This window comes from Kutzneria buriramensis, from assembly GCF_003387475.1.
GTDB lineage: Bacteria > Actinomycetota > Actinomycetes > Mycobacteriales > Pseudonocardiaceae > Kutzneria > Kutzneria buriramensis.
In genome coordinates this window covers 89,137-110,627 of record NZ_QUNO01000016.1, presented here as the reverse complement: position 1 = coordinate 110,627, position 21,491 = coordinate 89,137, and the positions used below count along the sequence as shown (strand labels likewise).

Genomic DNA, 21,491 nt, shown 5'->3' with positions numbered 1-21,491 from the left:
TCATGACGACATCGAGGCAGAGCCGCATCGACGCGCTGCCGGCGGAACTCCGGGAGCAGCTCAGGCGACGGCTCGCCGGGCGGGCGAAGGCGTCCGACGGCATTCCGCGCGCCGACCGGTCCTCGGCGCTGCCGCTGTCGTACGCCCAGCAGCGCCTGTGGTTCCTGGACGAGCTGCGGCCGGGGGAGTCGGAGTACAACAGTGCCGTTGCGCTCCGCCTGTCCGGCGACCTCGACGTGCCGGCGCTGACCGCCGCGCTCGAGGCCTTGGTGCTGCGGCACGAGTCGTTGCGTACCACGGTGTCCGTCGTGGACGGCGTCGCGGTCCAGAAGATCGCCGACGCGGTGGACGTCCCGCTGCGGATGGTCGAGGAGCCGGCCGAGCTGGACCAGGTGCTGGCCGACGAGTACTCGCGGCCGTTCGACCTGCGGGAAGGCCCGCTGCTGCGGGCACTTCTGGTCCGGCTGGCCGCCGAGGACCACGTGCTGCTGCTGACCGCGCACCACGTCGTCACCGACGGCGCCTCGATGGGCATCATGATCGACGAGCTGGGTCGCCTCTACGGCGGCGCCGATCTGGCCGAGCCCGCGGTGCAGTATGCGGACTACGCCGTGTGGCAGCGCGGGCGGCCGCTGGACAAGCACCTGGAGTACTGGACTTCGCAGCTCGCCGGCGTGGAGCCGCTGGCGATCCCCACGGATCGGCCGCGCCCGGCGGTGCGGACCTCGGCCGGTGCGGTGCACGACTTCCGCTTGCCGCCGGCGGTTTCGACGCGCCTGTCCGAACTGGCCCGCGAGCACGACACGACCCTGTACGCGGTGCTGGTCGCGGCCTGTCAGGTGCTGCTGGCCCGCTACACCGGACGGCAGGACATCGCCGTCGGCTCGGTGGTGAACGTCCGCAACCGGCCCGAGCTGGATCGCATGGTCGGCTTCTTCGTCAACACGGTCGTGCTGCGGTCCACAGTGGATGACGAGGTGTCGTTCGGGGACTTCCTGGCGCAGGTCAGGGAGACCGTGCTGGCGTCGCTGGCGCACGCCGAGGCGCCGTTCGACAAGGTCGTCGAGGCGCTCCGGTTGGAGCGGGACCCCAGCCGGAACCCGCTGTTCGACGCGTTGGTGCTGCTGCACGGGGCCGCCGGCACCCCGCCGGAGTTCGGCGCGTTGGCGGTCGAGCCGGTGGACGTGAGCCGGCGGTCGGCCACCTTCGACCTCAGCTTCGAGTTCCAGGACACGCCCGAGGGCCTGGCCGGCTCGGTCGAATACAGCACCGATCTGTTCGACGTGGACACCGTCGAGCGGATGGCGGAACACCTTTCCCAGCTGCTGATGGAGATCACTTCGGTGCGGCGGGTCGGTGACCTGCCGCTGCTCACCGAGGCGGAGCGGTCCCGGCTGCTGATCGAGGCCAACGACACCGCGCTGGACGTGACAGCCTCCACCATTGTCGAGGTCTTCGAGGAGACGGTTCGCTCGGCCCCGGCGGCCCGCGCACTTGTGTTCCAGGACACAGAGTTGAGCTACGCCGAGCTGAACACCCGCGTGAACCGGTTCGCGCACCACCTGATCGCGCACGGCGCCGGTCCGGAGCGAGTGGTCGCCCTCGCGCTACCCCGTTCGGCCGAGCTGGTCATCGCGATGCTCGCGGTGTTCAAGGCGGGCGCGGTGTACCTGCCGGTGGACCGCCGACTGCCGAAGGACCGTGTTGATCTGCTGCTACGCGACGCCGGCACCACACTTGTGGTGGTCGCCGAAGATGACACCACCACACCTGTGGTGGGAGAGCGGATCCTGCTCGCGGACGCCGATCACGAGCCGGAGACCAACCCGGACCGTCCGATCCGGACGGACAGCACCGCGTACATCATCTACACCTCCGGCTCCACCGGCACCCCGAAGGGCGTCGCGGTCGAACACCGGAACCTGGTGAACCTGCTGTTCAACCACCGCAACGACTTCGCCGCCGGCCGCCGGCTGCGGGTGGCGACCACGGCGGTCTTCTCCTTCGACACCTCGCTCGAGGGCCCGGTGCTGCTCGCCGACGGCCACGAGCTGCACGTGATCGACGACGAGACCCGGATGGACGCCGACGCGCTCGTGGACTGTGTGGCGCGGCACCGGATCGACTTCCTCGACCTCACCCCGACCTACCTGCGCCAACTCCTTCCTGCGGGCCTGCTGACGGATCCCCGCCACCGCCCGGCGGTGCTGATGCTCGGCGGCGAGGCGCTCAGCGACGAGCTGTGGCGGGAACTCGCGGCCGTCGACGGCACGACCACGCACAACTTCTACGGGCCCACCGAATGCACGGTCGACGCCCTGTCCTGCGTTGTCGCAGGTGACCGGTCCTCGCTGGGCCGACCGCTGCACAATATGCAGGCGTACGTGCTGGACGACTACTTGCGGCCCGTTCCGACCGGCGTCGTGGGTGAGCTTTGCCTGGCCGGCGCGCAGGTGGCGCGCGGCTACCTCAACCGCCCCGGCGTGACCGCGGATCGGTTCGTCGCCAACCCCTTTGGCGACGGCCGGCTCTACCGCACCGGCGACCTGGTGCGGTGGCGCGCCGACGGCCGGCTGGAATACATCGGTCGCGCCGACGACCAGGTGAAGATCCGCGGCTTCCGCATCGAACCGGGCGAGGTCGAGGCGGCCCTCCTCGCGTTGCCGGAGGTCAGCCAGGCCGCGGTGGTCGTGCGGGACAACCGGCTGATCGGCTATGTCGTCGGCGCCGCGGACACCGTCCGCGAGCGGCTCCGCGCGGCGTTGCCGGAGTACATGGTGCCGGCGGTGATCGTGCAGCTGGACCGGCTGCCGATGACCAGCACCGGCAAGGTGGACCGGAAGGCGTTGCCGGCGCCGGTGGTGCAGGCGGCGGAGTGGGTCGCGCCGCGTACCGAGACCGAGCGGCAGCTGGCGGAGATCTGGGCCGGGGTGCTCGGCGGCGAGCGGATCGGCGTGCAGGACAACTTCTTCGCGCTGGGCGGCGACTCCATCCTCAGCATCCAGGTGGTGTCCCGGGCACGCGCCGCCGGGCTGCGGCTGACCTCGCGGGACCTGTTCACCCACCAGACGATCGCCGAGCTGGCGCTGGTGGTGCGGAGCCTGGACGCCACCGTCGCGCCGGTGATCGCCGGTCCCGCGCCGCTGACCCCGATCCAGCACTGGTTCTTCGAGACCTACGGTCCGCTGAACCACTTCACCATGTCGATGCTGCTGGAACTGCCGGCCGATGTGGACCGCGACCGGCTCGCCACGGCGATCGACACCGTGATCGACCACCACGAGGCGCTGCGCACCCGATTCACCTGTGTGGACGGCGTTTGGCAGCAGGAGCCGATGGACGCGCCGACCGGCGTCCTGGAGGAAAGCGCCGAGATCAGCCGTGACGGCCTGGACCTCTCCGCCGGCCGCATGGTGAAGGCGATCCTCCTGCCGGGGGAGACCCCGCTGCTGTTCCTGGCGATCCACCACCTCGCCGTGGACGGCGTGTCGCTGCGGCTGCTGCTCGGCGACATCGAGGCCGCCTACCGGGGCGAGCCACTGGAGCCGACCGGGACCGCGTTCGCCCAGTGGTCGCACCGGCTCGTCGGACACGACTTCTCGGCGGATCTACCGTACTGGCAGCAGATCCCGGAGTCGGCGCTGCCGGTCGACCGAGACGGTGAGAACCTGTCCGGCTCGACCCGGCAGATCACCGTCAGCCTCGGCCACGCCGAGACGGACGCCCTGCTGCACCAGGTGCCCGACGTCTACCGCACGCAGATCAACGACGTGCTACTGAGCGCCCTCGGCCAGACGCTGGCCGACTGGATCGGTCGTAACGACGTGCTGATCGCGCTGGAGGGACACGGCCGCGAGGACCTGTTCGACGGCGTCGACCTGTCCCGCACTGTCGGTTGGTTCACGACTCAGTTCCCGGTGGCGCTGTCCGTGCCCGCCGGCCGCGATTGGGGCAGCACGCTCAAGGCGGTCAAGGAGCAGCTGCGGGCGATCCCGCGCCGCGGCCTGAGCTACGAGGCCCTGCGCTACCTCGGCGGCCATGACCTGAACTCCCCGCCGGGCATCTGCTTCAACTACCACGGCCAGTGGGATTCCGGCGCGTCCGCGCTGTTCCTCGGCCAGCGCGACGCGACCGGATCCGACCTCGCGCCCGGCGAGCGCAACGGCTACCTGCTCGATGTCGCCGGCGCCGTCGAGGACGGCAAGCTCACTCTGACCTGGCTGTATTCGGAGAATCTCTACGAGTCGGAGACGGTGCGCCGGCTCGCCGACGCGATGCTGCGGTCGCTGCGGGAGATCGTCGGCCACTGCGCCTGGCCGGCCGCGGGCGGCCGCACCCCGTCCGACTTCCCGCTGGCCCGGCTCGACCAGGCAGGAGTGGATGATCTGGTCGGTGGCGGGCGGGACGTCGAGGACATCTACCCGCTGACCCCGCTCCAGGCCGGCATGCTGTTCCACAGCCTGGTGGAGCCCGAAATCTACGTCGACCAGGCGCAGATGGTGCTGGACGGCATCAGCGACCCGGTGGCGTTCGGCGAGGCCTGGCAGGCGGTCGTCGACCGCACGCCCGCGCTGCGGACCCGGCTGGCCTGGGACGGGCTCGACGAGCCGGTGCAGATCGTGCAGCGGCACGTCACCGTGCCCATCAGCCACGAGGACTCCGACGACACCACCCTCGATCTCACGCAGGCGCCGCTGATGCGGCTGGCGATCGTGCCGCTGGGCGGCGACCGCGTCCGCCTGACCTGGACCTCGCACCACATCATGCTCGACGGCTGGAGCCTCGGGCAGGTGTTCGAGGAGGTCTGCGGCCAGTACGGCGGGCAGGTCACCACGGTCCGGCGGCCGTTCCGGGACTACCTGGCCTGGCTGGCCGCACAGGACGAATCCGCCGCCGAGGCGTTCTGGCGCGAGGCGCTGGGCGGATTCGAGAGGCCGACGCCGCTGCCGTATGACCGGCAGCCCGCGCAGGCGCACCAGGCCCGGTCGGGGCAGTCGATCAAGGTGTCGCTGTCGGAGGAGCAGTCGACCCGGCTCCGGGAGTTCGCGCAGCGCAACGGCCTGACCGTCAACACGGTCGTGCAGGGCGCGTGGGCGCTACTGCTGTCGCGGCAGAGCGGTGAGCCGGACGTGGTGTTCGGTACGACGGTCTCCGGCCGCCCGGACGACCTGCCGGGCGTCGAGTCGATGATCGGCATGTTCATCAACACGGTGCCGACCCGGGTGGCGGTTCGCAGCCAGGACAAGCTGGTGCCGTGGCTGCGCGAGGTGCAGGCGCGGCAGGCCGCGACCCGCCGCTACGACTTCGTGGCGCTGAGCCGGCTGCGCTCGTACAGCGACGTTCCCGCTGGTCAGAGCCTGTTCGACAGCATGGTGGCGTTCGAGAACTACCCGTTCGACGAGCAGGCCGGCGTCGCCGTGCAGCATGTGGACGCCAAGGACAGCACCAACTTCCCGGTCGTGCTGCGGGCATACCTCGACCCGAAGCTGAGCTTCGAACTCGCCACCGACCCCGACCTGTTCGACCTGAGCACCGCCCGCGCGATGGCCGCCCGGCTGGAGACGCTGCTCACCGGTTTGACCGACGTGCCGCTGCACACGCTGCCGTGGATGTCCGCTCACGAGCGAGAGAACGTCCTCGCCGGTTGGCAGGGGAGCGCGGTCGACCTGCCGGCGCCGACGATCACCGAGTTGTTCGCGGAGCAGGTGCACAGGACCCCGAACGCCGTCGCGGTGACGGCCGACGGGACGAGTCTGACCTATGCGGACTTGAACGTACGGGCGAACCGCCTGGCGCACAGGTTGATCGCCGTCGGTGCCGAACCGGAGAAGTTCGTCGCGCTGTGCCTGCCGCGCACGGCCGACCTGGTGATCGCCGTCCTCGCGGTGCTCAAGGCCGGCGCGGCCTATCTGCCGATCGACCCCTCGTACCCGCAGGACCGCATCGACCGGATGCTGGCCGACAGCAACGCCCTGCTGATGCTGGCCTCGGTCGATGCCGACGGCGAGCCGGACACCGATCCCACGCCGACCGCCGTGCCGGAGAGCCCGGCGTACCTGATCTACACCTCGGGCTCGACCGGCGTGCCCAAGGGCGTGGTCGTCACGCACGCCAACGTGACCCGGCTGTTCGCCTCGACGCGTGACCTGTTCTCCTTCGGCGCCAACGATGTTTGGACGCTGTTCCACTCCTACGCGTTCGACTTCTCGGTGTGGGAGCTGTGGGGCCCGCTGCTGCACGGCGGCCGGCTTCTGGTGGTTCCGCATGCGATCTCCCGGTCGCCGAGGGACTTCCTGCGGCTGCTGGTCGACGAGCGCGTGACGGTGCTGAACCAGACGCCGTCGGCCTTCTACCAGCTGGAACCGGTCGACGGGCTGTCGCTGCGGTACGTGATCTTCGGCGGCGAGGCGCTCGACGCGCGGCGCCTGGACGCGTGGTGGGGCAAGGTCGAGCTGGTCAACATGTACGGCATCACCGAGACCACAGTGCACGTGACGCACCGCGCGCTGGATCGCGCTGCCGGCAACACCATCGGCGTCGGGCTGCCCGACCTTCGGGTGTACGTGTTGGATGCGGACCTCAACCCGGTCCCACCCGGCGTGATCGGCGAGATGTACGTCGCCGGCGCGGGCCTGGCGCGGGGGTACCTGAACCGGCCGGGCCTGACGGCGTCCCGGTTCGTCGCGAACCCGTTTGATGCGGGCACCCGGATGTACCGGACCGGAGACCTCGCTCGGTGGCGGGCCGACGGCGAGCTGGAGTACTTCGGCCGCGCCGACCACCAGGTGAAGATCCGTGGCTTCCGGATCGAACTGGGCGAGATCGAGGCGGCGTTGCTCGACGCCGAGCAGGTCAGCTCGGTCGCGGTGATCGCCCGCGAGGACACGCCGGGACATCAGCGGCTTGTCGCCTACGTCGTCGGCGAGACCGAGGGGCTGCGCGAGCACCTGGCGAAGTCGCTGCCGGAACACATGATCCCGGCCGCGATCGTCCGGATCGACGAGATTCCGCTGACCCGCAACGGCAAGCTCGATCGGCGGGCGCTGCCCGCGCCGGAGGTCGTCAGCCGCGGCTACGTCGAACCGGTCACCGAGGCACAGCGCAAGGTCGCCGCGATCTGGGCCGAGACGCTCGGCGTGGAGCGGGTCGGCCTGGAGGACAACTACTTCGAGCTCGGCGGCGACTCGATCCTCAGCATCAAGATCACCTCGAAGCTGCGCGCGGAGTTCGGCGTCGAGGTGTCACCCCGCGTGCTGTTCACCGCGCCGACCGTCGCCGCGCTGGCGGCGGCTATGCCAGCCGCCGCCGAGGTCACAGTCATCCCGCCGGCGCCGAGAGACCGGGCACTACCGCTTTCCTCTGCGCAGCAACGGCTCTGGTTCCTGCACCAGTTCGACCCCGACAGCACCGAATACACCACGGTCTTCGCCGTCAAGCTGCTGGGCTCGCTCGATGTGCCGAAGCTGAAGGCGTCGCTGACCACGTTGATCTCCCGGCACGAGTCGCTGCGCACCACGATCGGCGACGGGCCTCGGCTGATCGTGAATCCACCGTTCGAAGCGGAGTTCACCGACGTCGAGGGGCCGTTCGACCTGGTCAACGGCCCGCTGCTGCGGATCCGGCTCACCGAGATCGCCCCGGCCGAGCACGAACTCGCGCTGGCGATGCACCACATCATCACCGACGGCTGGTCCATCGGCGTCCTGGTCGACGAGCTCGCCGCCCTGTACAACGGATCCGAGCTGCCCGAACCCGGCCTTCAGTACGCGGACTTCGCCGCCTGGCAGCGAACCCTGAACCTGGACGACCAGCTGTCGTACTGGCGGGACCGCCTGCGCGATGTGCCGGCGCTGGAGCTGCCGACCGATCGCCCGCGCCCGGCGACGCAGACCCACAACGGCGCCGCCATCGAGTTCGACGCGCCAACGGTTCGTGTCGCCGACGGCACGCTGTTCATGACGCTCGTCGCCGCCTGCCAGGCGCTGCTCGCGCGGTGGACCGGCCAGGACGACATCGCCGTCGGCACCGTGACCTCCGGCCGTGACAACGCCCAGGTCGAGCGGATCGTCGGCATGTTCGTGAACACCGTCGTCCTGCGGTCCCATGTGGACGGTCGGCAGACATTCCGCGAGTTCGCCGCCGCGGTCCGGGACACCGTGCTCGGGGCGTTCGCACACCAGGACGTGCCGTTCGAGCGGGTCGTCGACGAGGTGCAGCCGGAGCGCGACACCAGCCGTTCGCCGCTGTTCCAGGCGATGGTGACCTTGCAGAACAGTGGGGCCAAGCTGCCGGCGCTCGACGGGCTGACCGCCGAGGAGCTGCCGCTGCCGATGACCACCGCCAGCTTCGACCTGACCTTCGAGTTCGCCGAGGACGGCGACCGGCTGCGCGGCCTGGTCAACTACAACACCGACCTGTTCGACGCCTCGACCATCACCCGTCTGATCGGCAACCTCCGCACGCTGCTCGCGGCCGTCGCGGAGAATCCGGACCGGCCGCTGGCCGAACTGGCGCTGCTGACGTCGGCCGAGGTCGCGCAGCTCGTCGAGTGGAGCGGCACCGACCGCGAGGTCCCACCGCTGACCTTCCCGGAGCTGTTCTCCGTTCAGGCCCAGGCCACGCCCGACGCGGTGGCCCTGGTCCACGATGGACGGCGGATGACCTTCGCCGAGGTGGACGATCTTTCCTCCCGCCTCGCCGCGAGCCTGGTCTCCCAAGGCGCGGGCCCGGACCGGTTCGTCGCCGTGTCGATCCCGCGCTCGGCCGACGCGGTGATCGCAATCCTCGCCGTGCACAAGGCCGGCGCGGCCGTGCTCTACCTCGACCCCGAGCTGCCCGCCGACCGCGCCGAGTTCATTTGCGCGGACGCCAACCCCGTTCTGACCGTCACCTCGGTCACCACGGATGCAGCGGTCAGACCGCTGCCCAAGCCGCACCTCGACAGCGCGGCCTACGTGATCTACACCTCCGGTTCGACCGGCACGCCCAAGGGCGTGGTGATCAGCCACCGTGCCCTGGCCAACCTGCACCACGACCACGGTGACGACTTCGCCGACGGCCGCTGGCTGAAGGTCGCGCTCACGGCTGCCTTCTCGTTCGACGCCGCCTGGGAGGGCCTGCTGCTCATGGCCGCCGGCCACGAGCTGCACGTCGTCGACCCGGAAACCGTGCTGGACCACGACGTCGACCTGATCAACTCCACGCCGTCGTTCGTTCGGCACCTGCTCGCCACCGGCCGTCCGATGCCGCCCGTCCTGGTGCTCGGCGCGGAGGCCATCGACGACCAGCTCTGGCATGACCTGCAACAACTCCCCGGCACGCGGGCGTACAACCTCTACGGCCCGACCGAGTGCACCGTCGACGCCACCCTCGCGCCCATCAGCGGCTCGCGGCCGGTGATCGGCAAGCCGCTGAGCAACCTGCGCGCGTACGTGCTGGATGACTCGTTGCGGCCGGTGCCGATCGGCGTCGCCGGACAGCTCCACATCGCCGGCGTCCAACTCGCCCGTGGCTACCTCAACCGCCCCGGACTCACGGCGGCCAGCTTCATCGCCAACCCCTTCGGCAGCGGTCGACTGTATGCAACCGGCGACCGAGTGCGGTGGACCGCCGACGGTTCGCTGGAGTACGTCGGCCGCATCGACGAGCAGGTGAAGGTGCGCGGGTTCCGCATCGAACCCGGCGAGGTCGAGGCGGCGCTGCTGCGGCTCCCTGACGTCACGCAGGCGGCGGTTGCCGTGCGCGACAACAGGCTGATCGGCTACGTGGTGGGATCGACGGAAGATCTCCGCGAGCGCCTTCGTGAATCGCTGCCGGACTACATGGTTCCGACGGTCTTCGTGTCGTTGGACAGCCTGCCGCTGACCAGCACCGGCAAGATCGACCGGCGCGCGCTGCCGGAGCCGGTGGTGGAGGTCGCGGAGTGGGTGGCGCCGCGGACCGCGAACGAGCGGCTGCTGGCCGGGATCTGGGCCGAGGCGCTGGGCGTGGACCGCGTCGGTGTGACGGACAACTTCTTCGCGCTCGGCGGCGACTCCATCCTCAGCATCCAGGTGGTGTCTCGGGCCCGTGCCGCAGGCCTGGCGCTGGTGTCGAAGGATGTGTTCCGCCACCAGACGGTCGCCGAGCTGGCGCGGGTGGTGCGCGCGGAGACGCCGATCGTCACCGACGCGAGTGGCACCGCGCCGGTGACGCCGATCCAGGCGTGGTTCCTGAACACCGGCATCGAGGCGTTCACGATGTCGCTGGTCGCCGAACTCGGCCCGGACATCGACCTGGCGCGGCTCAACGCCGCACTCGAGACGGTGATCGCCCATCACGACGCCCTGCGGACCAGGTTCACCCGCGTCGAGGGCGGGTGGCAGCAGGAGGTGCAGGCCGAGAGCGAGCACGTGGGCTGGTGCTTCAACGCCCCGCGGCTGGCGCTGACGATCAACCACCTCGTCGTCGACGGCGTGTCGTGGCGGATCATCCTCGACGACATCGACTCGGCGTATCACGGGCGCGCGCTGCCAGCCAAGACGACGTCCTATGTGGACTGGGCGCGGCGCATAGCCGCCCACGACTTCTCCCAGGACCTCCCGTACTGGGAAAGCACGGCGACTGTCGACGGCAGCTTGCCGCTGGACCGTGAAGGAAGGCCGGCCACCAGCCAGACATTCTCCGTCCGGCTCGAGCGGGAAACCACCGATGCCTTGCTGCGCAAGGTGCCGGACGCGTATCGCACGCAGGCCAACGACGTGCTGCTGAGCGCCCTCGGGCGGGCGGTGGCCGACTGGACCGGTCACGACAAGGTGTTGATCGGCCTGGAGGGGCACGGCCGCGAGGATGTCGTCGACGGTGTGGATCTGTCCCGGACGGTCGGGTGGTTCACCGCCGAATACCCGGTCGCGCTGGACATGCCGGCAGGGGACTGGGGCGCGACCCTCAAGGCGGTCAAGGAACAGCTGAGGGCCGTGCCGTCGAAGGGCCTCGGGTACGGGGCGCTGCGGCACCTGCACGGGACCGCGCCGGCGATCAGGCCCGGGATCAGCTTCAACTACCACGGCCAGTGGGCCGACGACCGGTCCGGCTTCTACCGGTCGATCACCGGCGGTGACCAGGACGGCGAACGCACCCACCTGATCGACGTGATCGGCATCGTCCAGGACGGCCGGCTGGAACTGGGCTGGACGTACTCGCCGGAGATCCACGACGAGCAGACCGTGCGCAACCTCGCCGCCGCGACCCTCGACGGCCTCAGGGAAATCGTCGAGCACTGCAAGGACCACGGCGGTCGGACGCCGTCCGACTTCCCGCTGGCGCGGCTCACCCAGTCCGAGGTGGACACGGTCGTCGGCGACGGCGTCGAGGACGTCTACCCGCTGACGCCGCTGCAGTCCGGCCTGTTGTTCCACAGCTTGGTCGACCCCGACCTGTACGTCGACACGCTGCGGATCCGGATGGCCGGCGTCGACGACATCGAGCGGTTCCGCCAGGCCTGGCAACGGGTTGTCGATCGCACGCCCGCGCTGCGCACCCGGCTCGTGTGGACGGGCGTGGACGAGCCGGTGCAGGTCGTGGACCTGGTCGCACAGCTGAACGACGGCCCGATCAGCCTGGACAAGTCGCCGCTGACCCGGATCGAGGTCACGCCGGTCGGCGACGAGGTCGAGCTGGCATGGACCTCACACCACGTGCTGATGGACGGTTGGAGCCTCGCCCAGGTGTTCGGCGAGGTCTGCGAGGAGTACTGCGGCCGCACACCGACCGTCACGCGACGGCCGTTCCGCGACTACCTGGAATGGCTCGCCGGCCAGGACAAGCGTGCTGCCGAGGAGTACTGGAAGCGTGTCGTGGACGGCGTTGCCCGGACGCCGCTGCCGTACGACCGGCAGCCGGCTGAGGCGCACCGGTCCCGGTCGACTGCGTCGACGCGGATCACGGTGAGCGGCCTGGGCGAGGTCGCGCGTCGATACGGCATCACCGTCAACACGATGATCCAGGCGGCGTGGGGTCTGCTGCTCTCGCTGTACTCGGGGGAGCGGACGGTGCTGTTCGGCACCACGGTGTCCGGCCGGCCGGCCGAACTGCCGGGCGTGGAGTCGATGATCGGCCTGTTCATCAACACCGTGCCGACGCGGGTGGACATCCGCGACGAGACGGTCGGCGACTGGCTGCGGCGGTTGCAGGACGAGCAGAGCGAGGCCCGGGAGCTCGGGTTCGTGCAGGTCGGCAGCCAGTTCGACAGCATGGTGGTGTTCGAGAACTACCCGATCAGCGAGCCGTCGGTGACGGGGGCGCCGCGGGTGCTGTCGGTGGAGTCCGGCGACACCACGAACTTCCCGCTGTGCCTGCGGGCGTCGATGGACGACGAGCTGACCATGGACCTGGGCTACGACCCGGCGCTGTTCGACGCGGAAACCGCTGTTGACCTGCTGGAACGCATCGGGTTGTTGATCAACGCGCTGGCCGGCGACAGCGCAGCCCCCGTTTCCAGCCTACCGTGGGTGTCCGACATCGAGCGGGCGCGAGTGCTGGCGGAGGCCGCCGGGGCGGAAACTGTCGTACCGGCGACTACAATCGCCGCCCGGTTCGCCGAGCAGGCGGCGCGGACGCCGGACGCACCGGCCGTGACCTGCGGCGACGTGACCCTGACGTACGCCGAAGTCGACGGACGGGCCAACCACCTGGCGCATCGGCTGGTGGCGATGGGGGTGCGGCCCGAGGACCGGGTCGCGCTGCTGCTGGAGCCGTCGATCGAGCACGTGATCGCCGAACTGGCGGTGCTCAAGGCGGGCGGGGCGTACGTGCCGCTGGACGTCCGAGCGCCGGAGGAGCGGCGACGGGTCGTCGCGGGCGACAGCATCGTCGTCGGCCCGGAGATGATCACCCGGGACATGGCCGCCCACGCCCCCGTCGTCGAGGTCCACCCGGAGAACCTCGCCTACGTCATGTACACCTCGGGCTCAACCGGCACGCCGAAGGGCGTGGCGGTCCGGCACCGGGACGTGCTCGCGCTGGTCCTCGAAGGCCGGTTCGCCGGCGGTCACCTGCGGGTGCTGGCCCATTCGCCGCTGGCGTTCGACGCCTCCACCTACGAGCTGTGGGTGCCGCTGCTGCGCGGCGGCGAGGTCGTGCTCACTGGCGCCCCGGACCTGACGGTGGAGGACCTCCGCCGAGCAGACGTCACTGGAGTCTGGCTGACCGCCGGCCTGTTCCGGATGATCGCCCAGGACGCGCCGGAGTGTCTGGCCGGCGTCACCGAGGTGTGGACCGGTGGCGACGTCGTGCCGGCTCACGCGGTCCGGCGCGTGCTCGACGCCTGCCCCGGCATCACGGTCGTCGACGGCTATGGCCCGACCGAGACCACCACCTTCGCCACCGCACACCGCATGACCGGCGATGTCCCGGATTCGGTGCCGATCGGCCGTCCCCTGGACAACATGCGCACCTACGTCCTGGACGCCGACCTGCGGCCGGTCCCGGACGGCGCGCCCGGCGAGCTGTGCATCGCCGGCGCCGGCGTGGCCCGCGGCTACCTCGACCAGCCGGGCCTGACGGCGGACCGGTTCGTCGCCGACCCGTTCCGGCCGGGCGCCCGCATGTACCGTACGGGCGATATCGTCAAGCGGGTCCACGGAGAGCTGGAGTTCCTCGGCCGTGGGGACGACCAGGTCAAACTCCGCGGCTTCCGGATCGAGCTCGGCGAGATCGAAACCGCCCTGGCCGCGCAGCCGGCCGTCGACCAGGCGGTGGTGATCGTCCGCGACAAGCGGCTGATCGCCTACGTCGTCGGCGCCGCCGACCTGGCCGGGTTGCGGACCGTGCTGCCGGAGTACATGGTGCCGGCGGTTGTCGTCACCCTTGACGAGCTTCCGTTGAACCGCAACGGAAAGGTGGACCGCCGGGCGCTGCCGGAGCCGTCGGTGATCGAGGCCGACTTCGTCGCGCCCCGCACCGACCTGGAGGCGGCCGTGGCCGGCATCTGGGCGGAGCTGCTCGGCGTGCCGAAGGTCGGCGTGGACGACAACTACTTCGAACTCGGTGGCGACTCCATCCTGAGCATCCGGCTGGTGTCCCGGCTCCAGGCCGAGTGCGGGGTGACGGTCTCACCGCGTGCCCTGTTCACCCACCCGACCGTCGCCGAACTCGTCACCACCTTCGCCACGGGCGCCGAGATCCCAACTGCGCCAAGGGAACTACCGCTGCCGCAGTCGTACAACCAGCAGCGGCTCTGGTTCCTGGACAGCTTCAGCCCCGGCGACCACGTGACGGCCCTGGCGATCAAGCTCCGTGGCCCGCTCGACGTCGATCGGCTCACCGACGCCTTCACCGAGATCGTCGCCCGGCACGAGTCGCTGCGCACGACCTTCGAGGACGGCGTCCAGATCGTGCACCCGCCGTACGAGGTGAGCCTGACCGAGACCCGGCCGCTCGACCTGCGCCGTGGCCCGCTGATCCGGCCGCGCCTGGAGTGCGTCGCCGACGACGAGCACGTGCTCACGCTGGAGATCCACCACATCGTCACCGACGGCTGGTCCAACGGCGTCATCCTGGACGAACTGATGGCGCTCTACCGTGGCGAAACCCCGGAACCGCCGAAGATCCAGTACGCGGACTTCGCCGCCTGGCAGCGGACACGCGACCTGGACGGTCAGCTGGCGTACTGGATCGACACCCTGGCCGAGCTCCCGGCGGCCGACCTGCCCACCGACCGTCCCCGCCCGGCGGTCCGCACCACCACCGGTGCCGTGCACGAAGCCGTTGTGCCGCAACGGGTCGTCACGAGTCTGAAGAAGATCAGCCGCCGTCACGAGACGACGCTGTTCACCACCCTGGCCGCCGCCAGCAACATCCTGCTGTCCCGCTGGACCGGCCAGTACGACGTCACCATCGGCACGGTCACGAACGGCCGCGACCGTGCCGAGCTGGAGCGGGTGGTCGGCTTCTTCGTCAACACCCTGGTCCTGCGCTCGACCGTCGGCGGCACCTTCGACGACTACCTCGACGCCGTCCGCCGCAAGGTGCAGGATGCCTTCGCGCACCAGGACGTCCCGTTCGAGCGGGTGGTCGACGCCGTCCAGCCGGAGCGCGATCCGAGCCGGACGCCGCTGTTCCAGGTGATGGTCGTGCTCCAGAACGCCCCGCAGGCGACGCCGCAGCTGCCCGGCATCGAGGTCGAGGACGTCGCCCTGCCGCTGACGACCGCGAACTTCGACGTCACCATCGAGTTCCAGGAGCAGGCGGGCGAGTTGCTGGTCGCGGTCACCTACAACGCCGACCTGTTCGAGGCCGACACCATCGCCCGGCTCACCGAGCACCTCGGCATCCTGCTCGACGGCATCGCCGCCCACCCGGCGGCGAAGATCGTCGACCTGCCGATGCTCACCGACGCCGAGCGCCGACAGTTGGCCGCCTGGAACGACTCCGCCGTCGCCACCAAGCCGTGCACGCTCGCGGAACTGGTGGAGGAGCAGGCGCTCCGCACGCCGGATTCCACAGCCGTCATCGGCACCGAGACGCTCACCTACGCCGAGCTGAACGCCCGCGCCAACGCGTTGGCTCACACCCTGATCGACCGCGGCGTCGGCCCGGAGAAGATCGTCGCGCTGGCCCTGCCCAGGTCCGTGGAGATCGTCGTCGCCCAGCTGGCGGTGGCCAAGGCCGGCGGCGCTTTCCTCCCCGTGGATCCGACCTACCCGGTCGAGCGGATCGCCTACATGCTCGCCGACGCCAAGCCGCACCTCGTGGTCACGCAACGAGACCTGGCACCGGATACCGGCGTCCCGGTGCTGATGATCGACGAGGTCACCGGTCGCGACGACGTGAACCCGCAGCGCCCCAACCGGATCGACCAGCCCGCCTACGTCATCTACACCTCCGGCTCGACCGGCCGCCCGAAGGGCGTTGTCGTCACACACGCCGGCCTGGCCAGCTTCGCGGCGGCCGAGACGGCGCACTTCCGGGTGCGGCCCGGCGACCGGGTGCTGGCGTTCTCGTCGCCGAGCTTCGACGCGTCGATCCTGGAGCTGTGCATGGCGCTGCCGGCCGGCGCGGCGCTGGTCGTGCCGCCGCCGGGCCCGCTGCTGGGCGACCAGCTCGCGGAGGTGCTGCAAGAAAACGGGATCACGCACGCGCTGATCCCGCCGGCGGCGCTCGGCACGCTCCCGGACGTCGACCTGCCCGACTTCGGCACGCTGATCGTCGGCGCCGACGCCTGCCCGGCCGAACTGGTCGACCGCTGGGCGCCCGGCCGCCGCATGATCAACGCCTACGGCCCGACCGAGTCCACCGTCGTCAGCACGTGGAGCGATGTGCTGGCACCGGACGGAATCCCGCCTATCGGACGGCCGATCCGCAACACCAAGGTGCACGTCCTCGACGACGCCCTCCGGCCAGTCCCGGTCGGTGTCCCCGGCGAGCTGTACGTCGCCGGCAGCGGCCTGGCCCGCGGCTACCTCGACCGCCCCGGCCTGACGGCGTCCCGGTTCGTCGCCAACCCCTTCGAGGCCGGCACGCGGATGTACCGCACCGGCGACGTGGTGCGCCGGCGGCGGGACGGCCAGCTCGAATTCCTCGGTCGCGCCGACGACCAGGTCAAGATCCGCGGCTTCCGGGTCGAGCTCGGAGAGGTCGAGGCCGCGCTGCGCCAGCACCCGGACGTCCGCGAGGCGGTGGTGATCGCCCGCGACAAGCGGCTGATCGCCTACGTCGTCGGCGACGCCTCCGGCCTGCGGGACTTCCTGGCCAGGACGTTGCCCGACTACATGGTTCCGGCGGCGTTCCAGGAACTCGACGCGCTGCCGCTCAACCCGAGCGGCAAGGTCGATCGCAAGCGGCTCCCGGACGTCACGGTCGTCGCCGGCGGTGAGCACGTCGAGCCGCGCACGGACACCGAGCGCGCGCTGGCCAAGATCTGGTCGGACGTCCTCGGCGTCCAGAACGTGGGCGTCACCGACAACTTCTTCGAGCTCGGCGGTGACTCCATCCTCAGCATGCAGGTCGTCTCGCGAGCCCGGCAGGCCGGGCTGCACCTGGCGTCCAAGGACGTGTTCCTCCACCAGACGATCGAGCAGCTCGCGCCGGTCGTCGGCGCGGCCGACCTCAACGAGAACCGCCAGCTGGTCACCGGCCCGGTGCCGCTCACCCCGATCCAGCACTGGTTCTTCCAGCACCACACCGTGAATCCCCACCACTTCAACCAGTCCATGCTCGCCGAACTCGTCGACGGCGTGGACGAGCAGGCGTTGCAGCGGGCGCTGGACGCGCTGTGGAGCCAGCACGACGCGCTGCGGATGCGGTTCGACGGCGAGCAGTACAACGCCCCGCTCGAGTCAGCGCCGCAGCTCGTCCGGCACGAGTTCAGCGAGGACTTCGCCAACGAGGTGCACGCGAGCTTCGACCTGACCACCGGTCCGCTGTTCAAGGCCGCATTGCTCGAAAAGGACGGCAACCCCTGGCTGTTCCTGGCCGCGCACCACGTCGTCGTGGACGGCGTGTCGTGGCGGATCCTGCTCGACGACCTCGACACCGCGTACCGGCAGGCCCTGACCGGCGAGATCGACCTCGGCCCGAAGACCACCTCGTTCCAGGAGTGGTCCAACCGACTCACCGAACACGTTCGCAACGGCGGCCTGGACGACGGGTACTGGCAGGACGTCGAGGCCGCCGACCTCCCCGTCGACCACGACGGCGACGACCCGGCGACCGACACCGTCTCGATCGTCCTCGACGAGGCCGACACGGATGCGTTGCTGCGCAAGGCACCCGCGGCCTACCGGACGCGGATCAACGACGTGCTGCTCACCGCGCTGGCCTCCGCGCTGTCCAACTGGACGGGGGAGGAGCGGGTCACCGTCGACCTCGAGGGCCACGGCCGCGAGGACGTGCTGGACGACGTCGACCTGACCCGAACGGTCGGCTGGTTCACGACGATCTACCCCATCACGCTCAAGATCGGCGACGGTGACTGGCGCAGCCGGATCAAGTCGGTCCGCAAGCAGTTGCGAGCCGTGCCGGACAACGGTTTCGGCTACGGCGCACTCCGGTACCTCGGCGGCGACGTGCCCGCTGTCGAGCCCGGCATCGCCTTCAACTACCTCGGCCAGTGGGACGCCTCCGACGGAGAGGGCGAGAGCCTGTTCGCCGCCACGCACGGCTCCTTCGGCCGCGACCACGACCCCGCCGAGCGGAAGGCACACCTGCTCGACGTCGTCGGTGCCGTGCAGGACGGCAGACTCGCGTTCTCCTGGCTGTACCAACCCAGCCGGCACGAACGGTCCACAGTCGAGAGAGTCGTGCGGGACTTCGAGGCAGCGCTGCGGGCGATTGCCGAGGACAGCCGATGAACCGCCGCGACCCGACACGGACGCAGCCGAACGCCACCGACCCGCAGGCGACAGCGTCCGGGCCGCGGGCGACCGCTGCGAGTGACCCCGATGCCGCACCCAAGCGCCGGCGTCCGGCGATGAGCCGTTCCTACCGTCTGCTCTGGGCGGGCCAAGCTCTCTCCACCGCCGGCTTCAGTGGCTCGATGATCGCCTTCCCACTGCTCGTCCTGGCGGTCACCGGCTCGCCCGCCGTCTCCGGTTTCGTGCTGGGCGTGGACGCGGCGGCCCAGCTGATCGCGGGCCTGCCCGCCGGAGCGCTCGTCGACCGCTGGAACCGCAAGGTCGTGATGCTGTGTTGCGAGGCGGCACAGGGCATCGCGGTCGCCAGCCTCGTCATCGCGTTGTGGCTGAACACGCCGACGGTGCCGCACATGATCCTGGTCGCGGCGACGATGGGCGTGTGCCGGGCGCTGTTCCTGCCGGCGGAAAACGCCGCGGTGGCGCAGATCGTGACGCAGGAACAACTGCCCACGGCCGTGGCGATGAACTCGGCGCGTGGGGCGTTGGGGCAGCTCACCGGGACTGCCGTCGGCGGTTTCCTCTACGCGATCGGTCGGGCGGTGCCGTTCGCGGTCGAGGTGGTCACGCACGCGATCAGCTTCGGTGCCCTGCTGTTCGTGCGGGTGCCGTACAAACGCCCGGAACAGCACGAGAGCGGGCATCTCATCAGCGAAATGGTCGAGGGCCTGCGCTGGGTGTGGAGCCAGCGGCACGTCCGCGCCACCGTCGCCTGCGCGGTCAGCCTGAACTTCTTCTTCTCCGCCTACTACGTGATCCTCGTGGTGCTGGCCAAGGAACGCGGCGTCCCGTCCGGCGAGATCGGCATCATGGCGGCGATGCTCGGCGTCGGTGGCCTGCTCGGAGCGCTGCTCGCCCCGACGCTGCAACGGATGCTCAGCCCGTACCTGTCCATCGCCGGCGTGTTCTGGGTGCTCGCGGGACTGACACCGCTCGCCGTCTTCATCGACAACGGCTACCTGCTCGGCCTGCTGTTCGCCGCGATGGCCCTGCTGCCGCCGACCGCGAACACCACCATCAGCACGTCGCAGCTGCTGCTCACGCCGGATCGCCTGCGCGGCCGGATGACCGGCGTGATGGCCGTGATCGCCGGCGCATCCGCCGCCACCGGCCCGGCCTTCGGCGGCGTGCTCGTGCAGCAGTTCGGCGGCGCCGACGCGATCCTGCTGTGCGCCGCCGGCATCGCCCTGATCACCGTGGTCGTCACGGTCAGCCCCACCATGCGCGCGTTTCCCGCCACCGATCGAGTCAAGGAGCCCACCCGATGACCCTCGCGCCGCCCCGCTACGCCTTCGAGGAACGCCTGGACCACTGGATCGACCGGCGCGGCGTCGAGCCCGTCTACCTCGACGAGGAGAACGGGATGTGGCGGCTGCTCGACCACGCCACCGTCTCCCGCGTGCTGTCCGAGCCGGGCACGTTCTCCAGCGACTTCTCCGGGCTGGCCCCCGTGCAGGAGGACTTCGAGGCGTTCCGCACCGGCATGTTCCTCACCATGGACCCGCCCAACCACCGCAAGCTGCGCACGCTGGTGAGCCAGGCCTTCACCCCGCGCACGGTGGCCGGCCTGGAGCCGCGGATCCACCAGATCACCGAGGAGCTGCTGGACGCCGTCGCCGGGCAGCGGCGGTTCGACCTGGTGGAGGCGCTGGCCTATCCGCTGCCGATCCTGGTGATCGCCGAGCTGCTCGGCATCCCGGCGCAGGACCGGGAGCTGTTCGAGAAGTGGGCGAAGGTGCTGTTCAGCGGCGACCAGCTGACCGAGAACTCGACCATGGCGGAGATCGAGGCGGCGCTTCAGATGATCGCGCCGACCATCCGCGAGATGAACGAGTACATGCTGGCGCACATCAAGTACCACCGCGCCAACCCCAGCGACGGTCTGACCAGCAAGCTGTGCCGGGCCTCGGTGGACGGCGAGAGCCTGGCCGACCAGGAGATGGTCGGCTTCGTGGCGCTGCTGCTGGTCGCCGGGCACATCACCACCACCGCGCTCATCGGCAACGCCACCATCAGCCTCGACCGGCACCCCGCGGCGGCCGCGGCGCTGCGCGAGGACCCGTCGGGCATTCCGGTGGCGCTGGAGGAGGTGCTGCGCTGCCTGCCCCCGTTCAACGAGCTCGGCCGGCGCACCACGACGGAGGTGGAACTGGGCGGCCGCACGATTCCCGCCAATTCGATCATCATGGCCAACATCGCGTCCGCGAACCGGGATCCACGCGTTTTCGCCGACGCCGAGAGCTTCGACTTCACCCGTACGCCGAATCCGCATCTGACATTCGGCCACGGCATCCACTTCTGCCTCGGCACGCCGCTGGCGCGGATGGAGGGGCGGATCGCCTTCGAGGCGCTCAACCGGCGCTATGCTGGGCTTTCCGTGGCCCGGAGCGAGCCGGTGGAGTTCCAGAATCCGGCGATGATCGTGAGTGTCCGAAAGCTGCCGGTGGACGTGGTCCCGCGCTGACCCTCGTTACTCACCCCGTCGGGTGTTTTCCTTGCACGATGGGATGATTGCCGCGATTTCGGCGCGCGGATAGCGTTTCGTCGTGACTCCCACCCTGCGCTCCGAGCGCCTTCTGCTGACGCCGTACGCACCCGAGGACGAGAACGACTTCGTCGCGCTGTTACGCGACGAGGAGGTCTGCAAGTGGATGGGTCAGGAACGGCAGCCCGAGGAGACGATCAGATCGCTCTTCGCGCTGCTGTTCACCGAGGTGTACCCGAACAACATGTTCGACGTGTGGGCGGTGCGGCTGGACGGCCGCTACGTCGGCCACGCCGAGCTGAAGCGCACCGGCAACGTCGACGGGCACGAGCTGATCTGCGCGCTGGTCCGCGACGTCTGGCACATGGGCCTGGGCACCGAGCTCTCGTACCGGGTCGTCGACTACGGCTTCGACGACCTGTGCCTGGACGCCGTGCACGGCTGCGTGAACGCCGCCAACACCCGGTCGCTGGCCATGGCGCGCAAGGCCGGCTTCGAGGTGGTGCGGGACGTGACCGGCGAGGACGGCGCCGTCACCCGCGTGGTCACGCTGAAGGCCGCCGCCCGCAACCTGCTCCGGAAATAATTGCGCGGCCCGCAACTTTTGCTATGGTGGG

The 21,491-nt window shown here is 70.2% G+C and carries 4 protein-coding genes; all 4 read left to right on the top strand.

Annotation, left to right across the window (positions count from 1 at the left end; translation table 11 throughout):
* Positions 1–2 precede the first annotated feature (2 nt).
* The gene (locus tag BCF44_RS39000) at positions 3–18,329 is read left to right on the top strand and encodes a non-ribosomal peptide synthase/polyketide synthase (protein WP_116179527.1); all 18,327 of its coding nucleotides are present in this window, start codon (positions 3–5) and stop codon (positions 18,327–18,329) included.
* A 119-nt stretch (positions 18,330–18,448) separates the two neighbouring features.
* Entirely contained in the window at positions 18,449–19,657 is a 1,209-nt protein-coding gene (locus BCF44_RS38995) for an MFS transporter (RefSeq protein ID WP_116179683.1), read from the top strand.
* Entirely contained in the window at positions 19,654–20,853 is a 1,200-nt protein-coding gene (locus tag BCF44_RS38990) for a cytochrome P450 (protein WP_116179526.1), read from the top strand. The genes BCF44_RS38995 and BCF44_RS38990 overlap by 4 nt, the downstream gene beginning before the upstream one ends.
* Before the next feature lie 82 nt (positions 20,854–20,935).
* Entirely contained in the window at positions 20,936–21,460 is a 525-nt protein-coding gene (locus BCF44_RS38985) for a GNAT family N-acetyltransferase (protein ID WP_116179525.1), read from the top strand.
* Positions 21,461–21,491 lie beyond the last annotated feature (31 nt).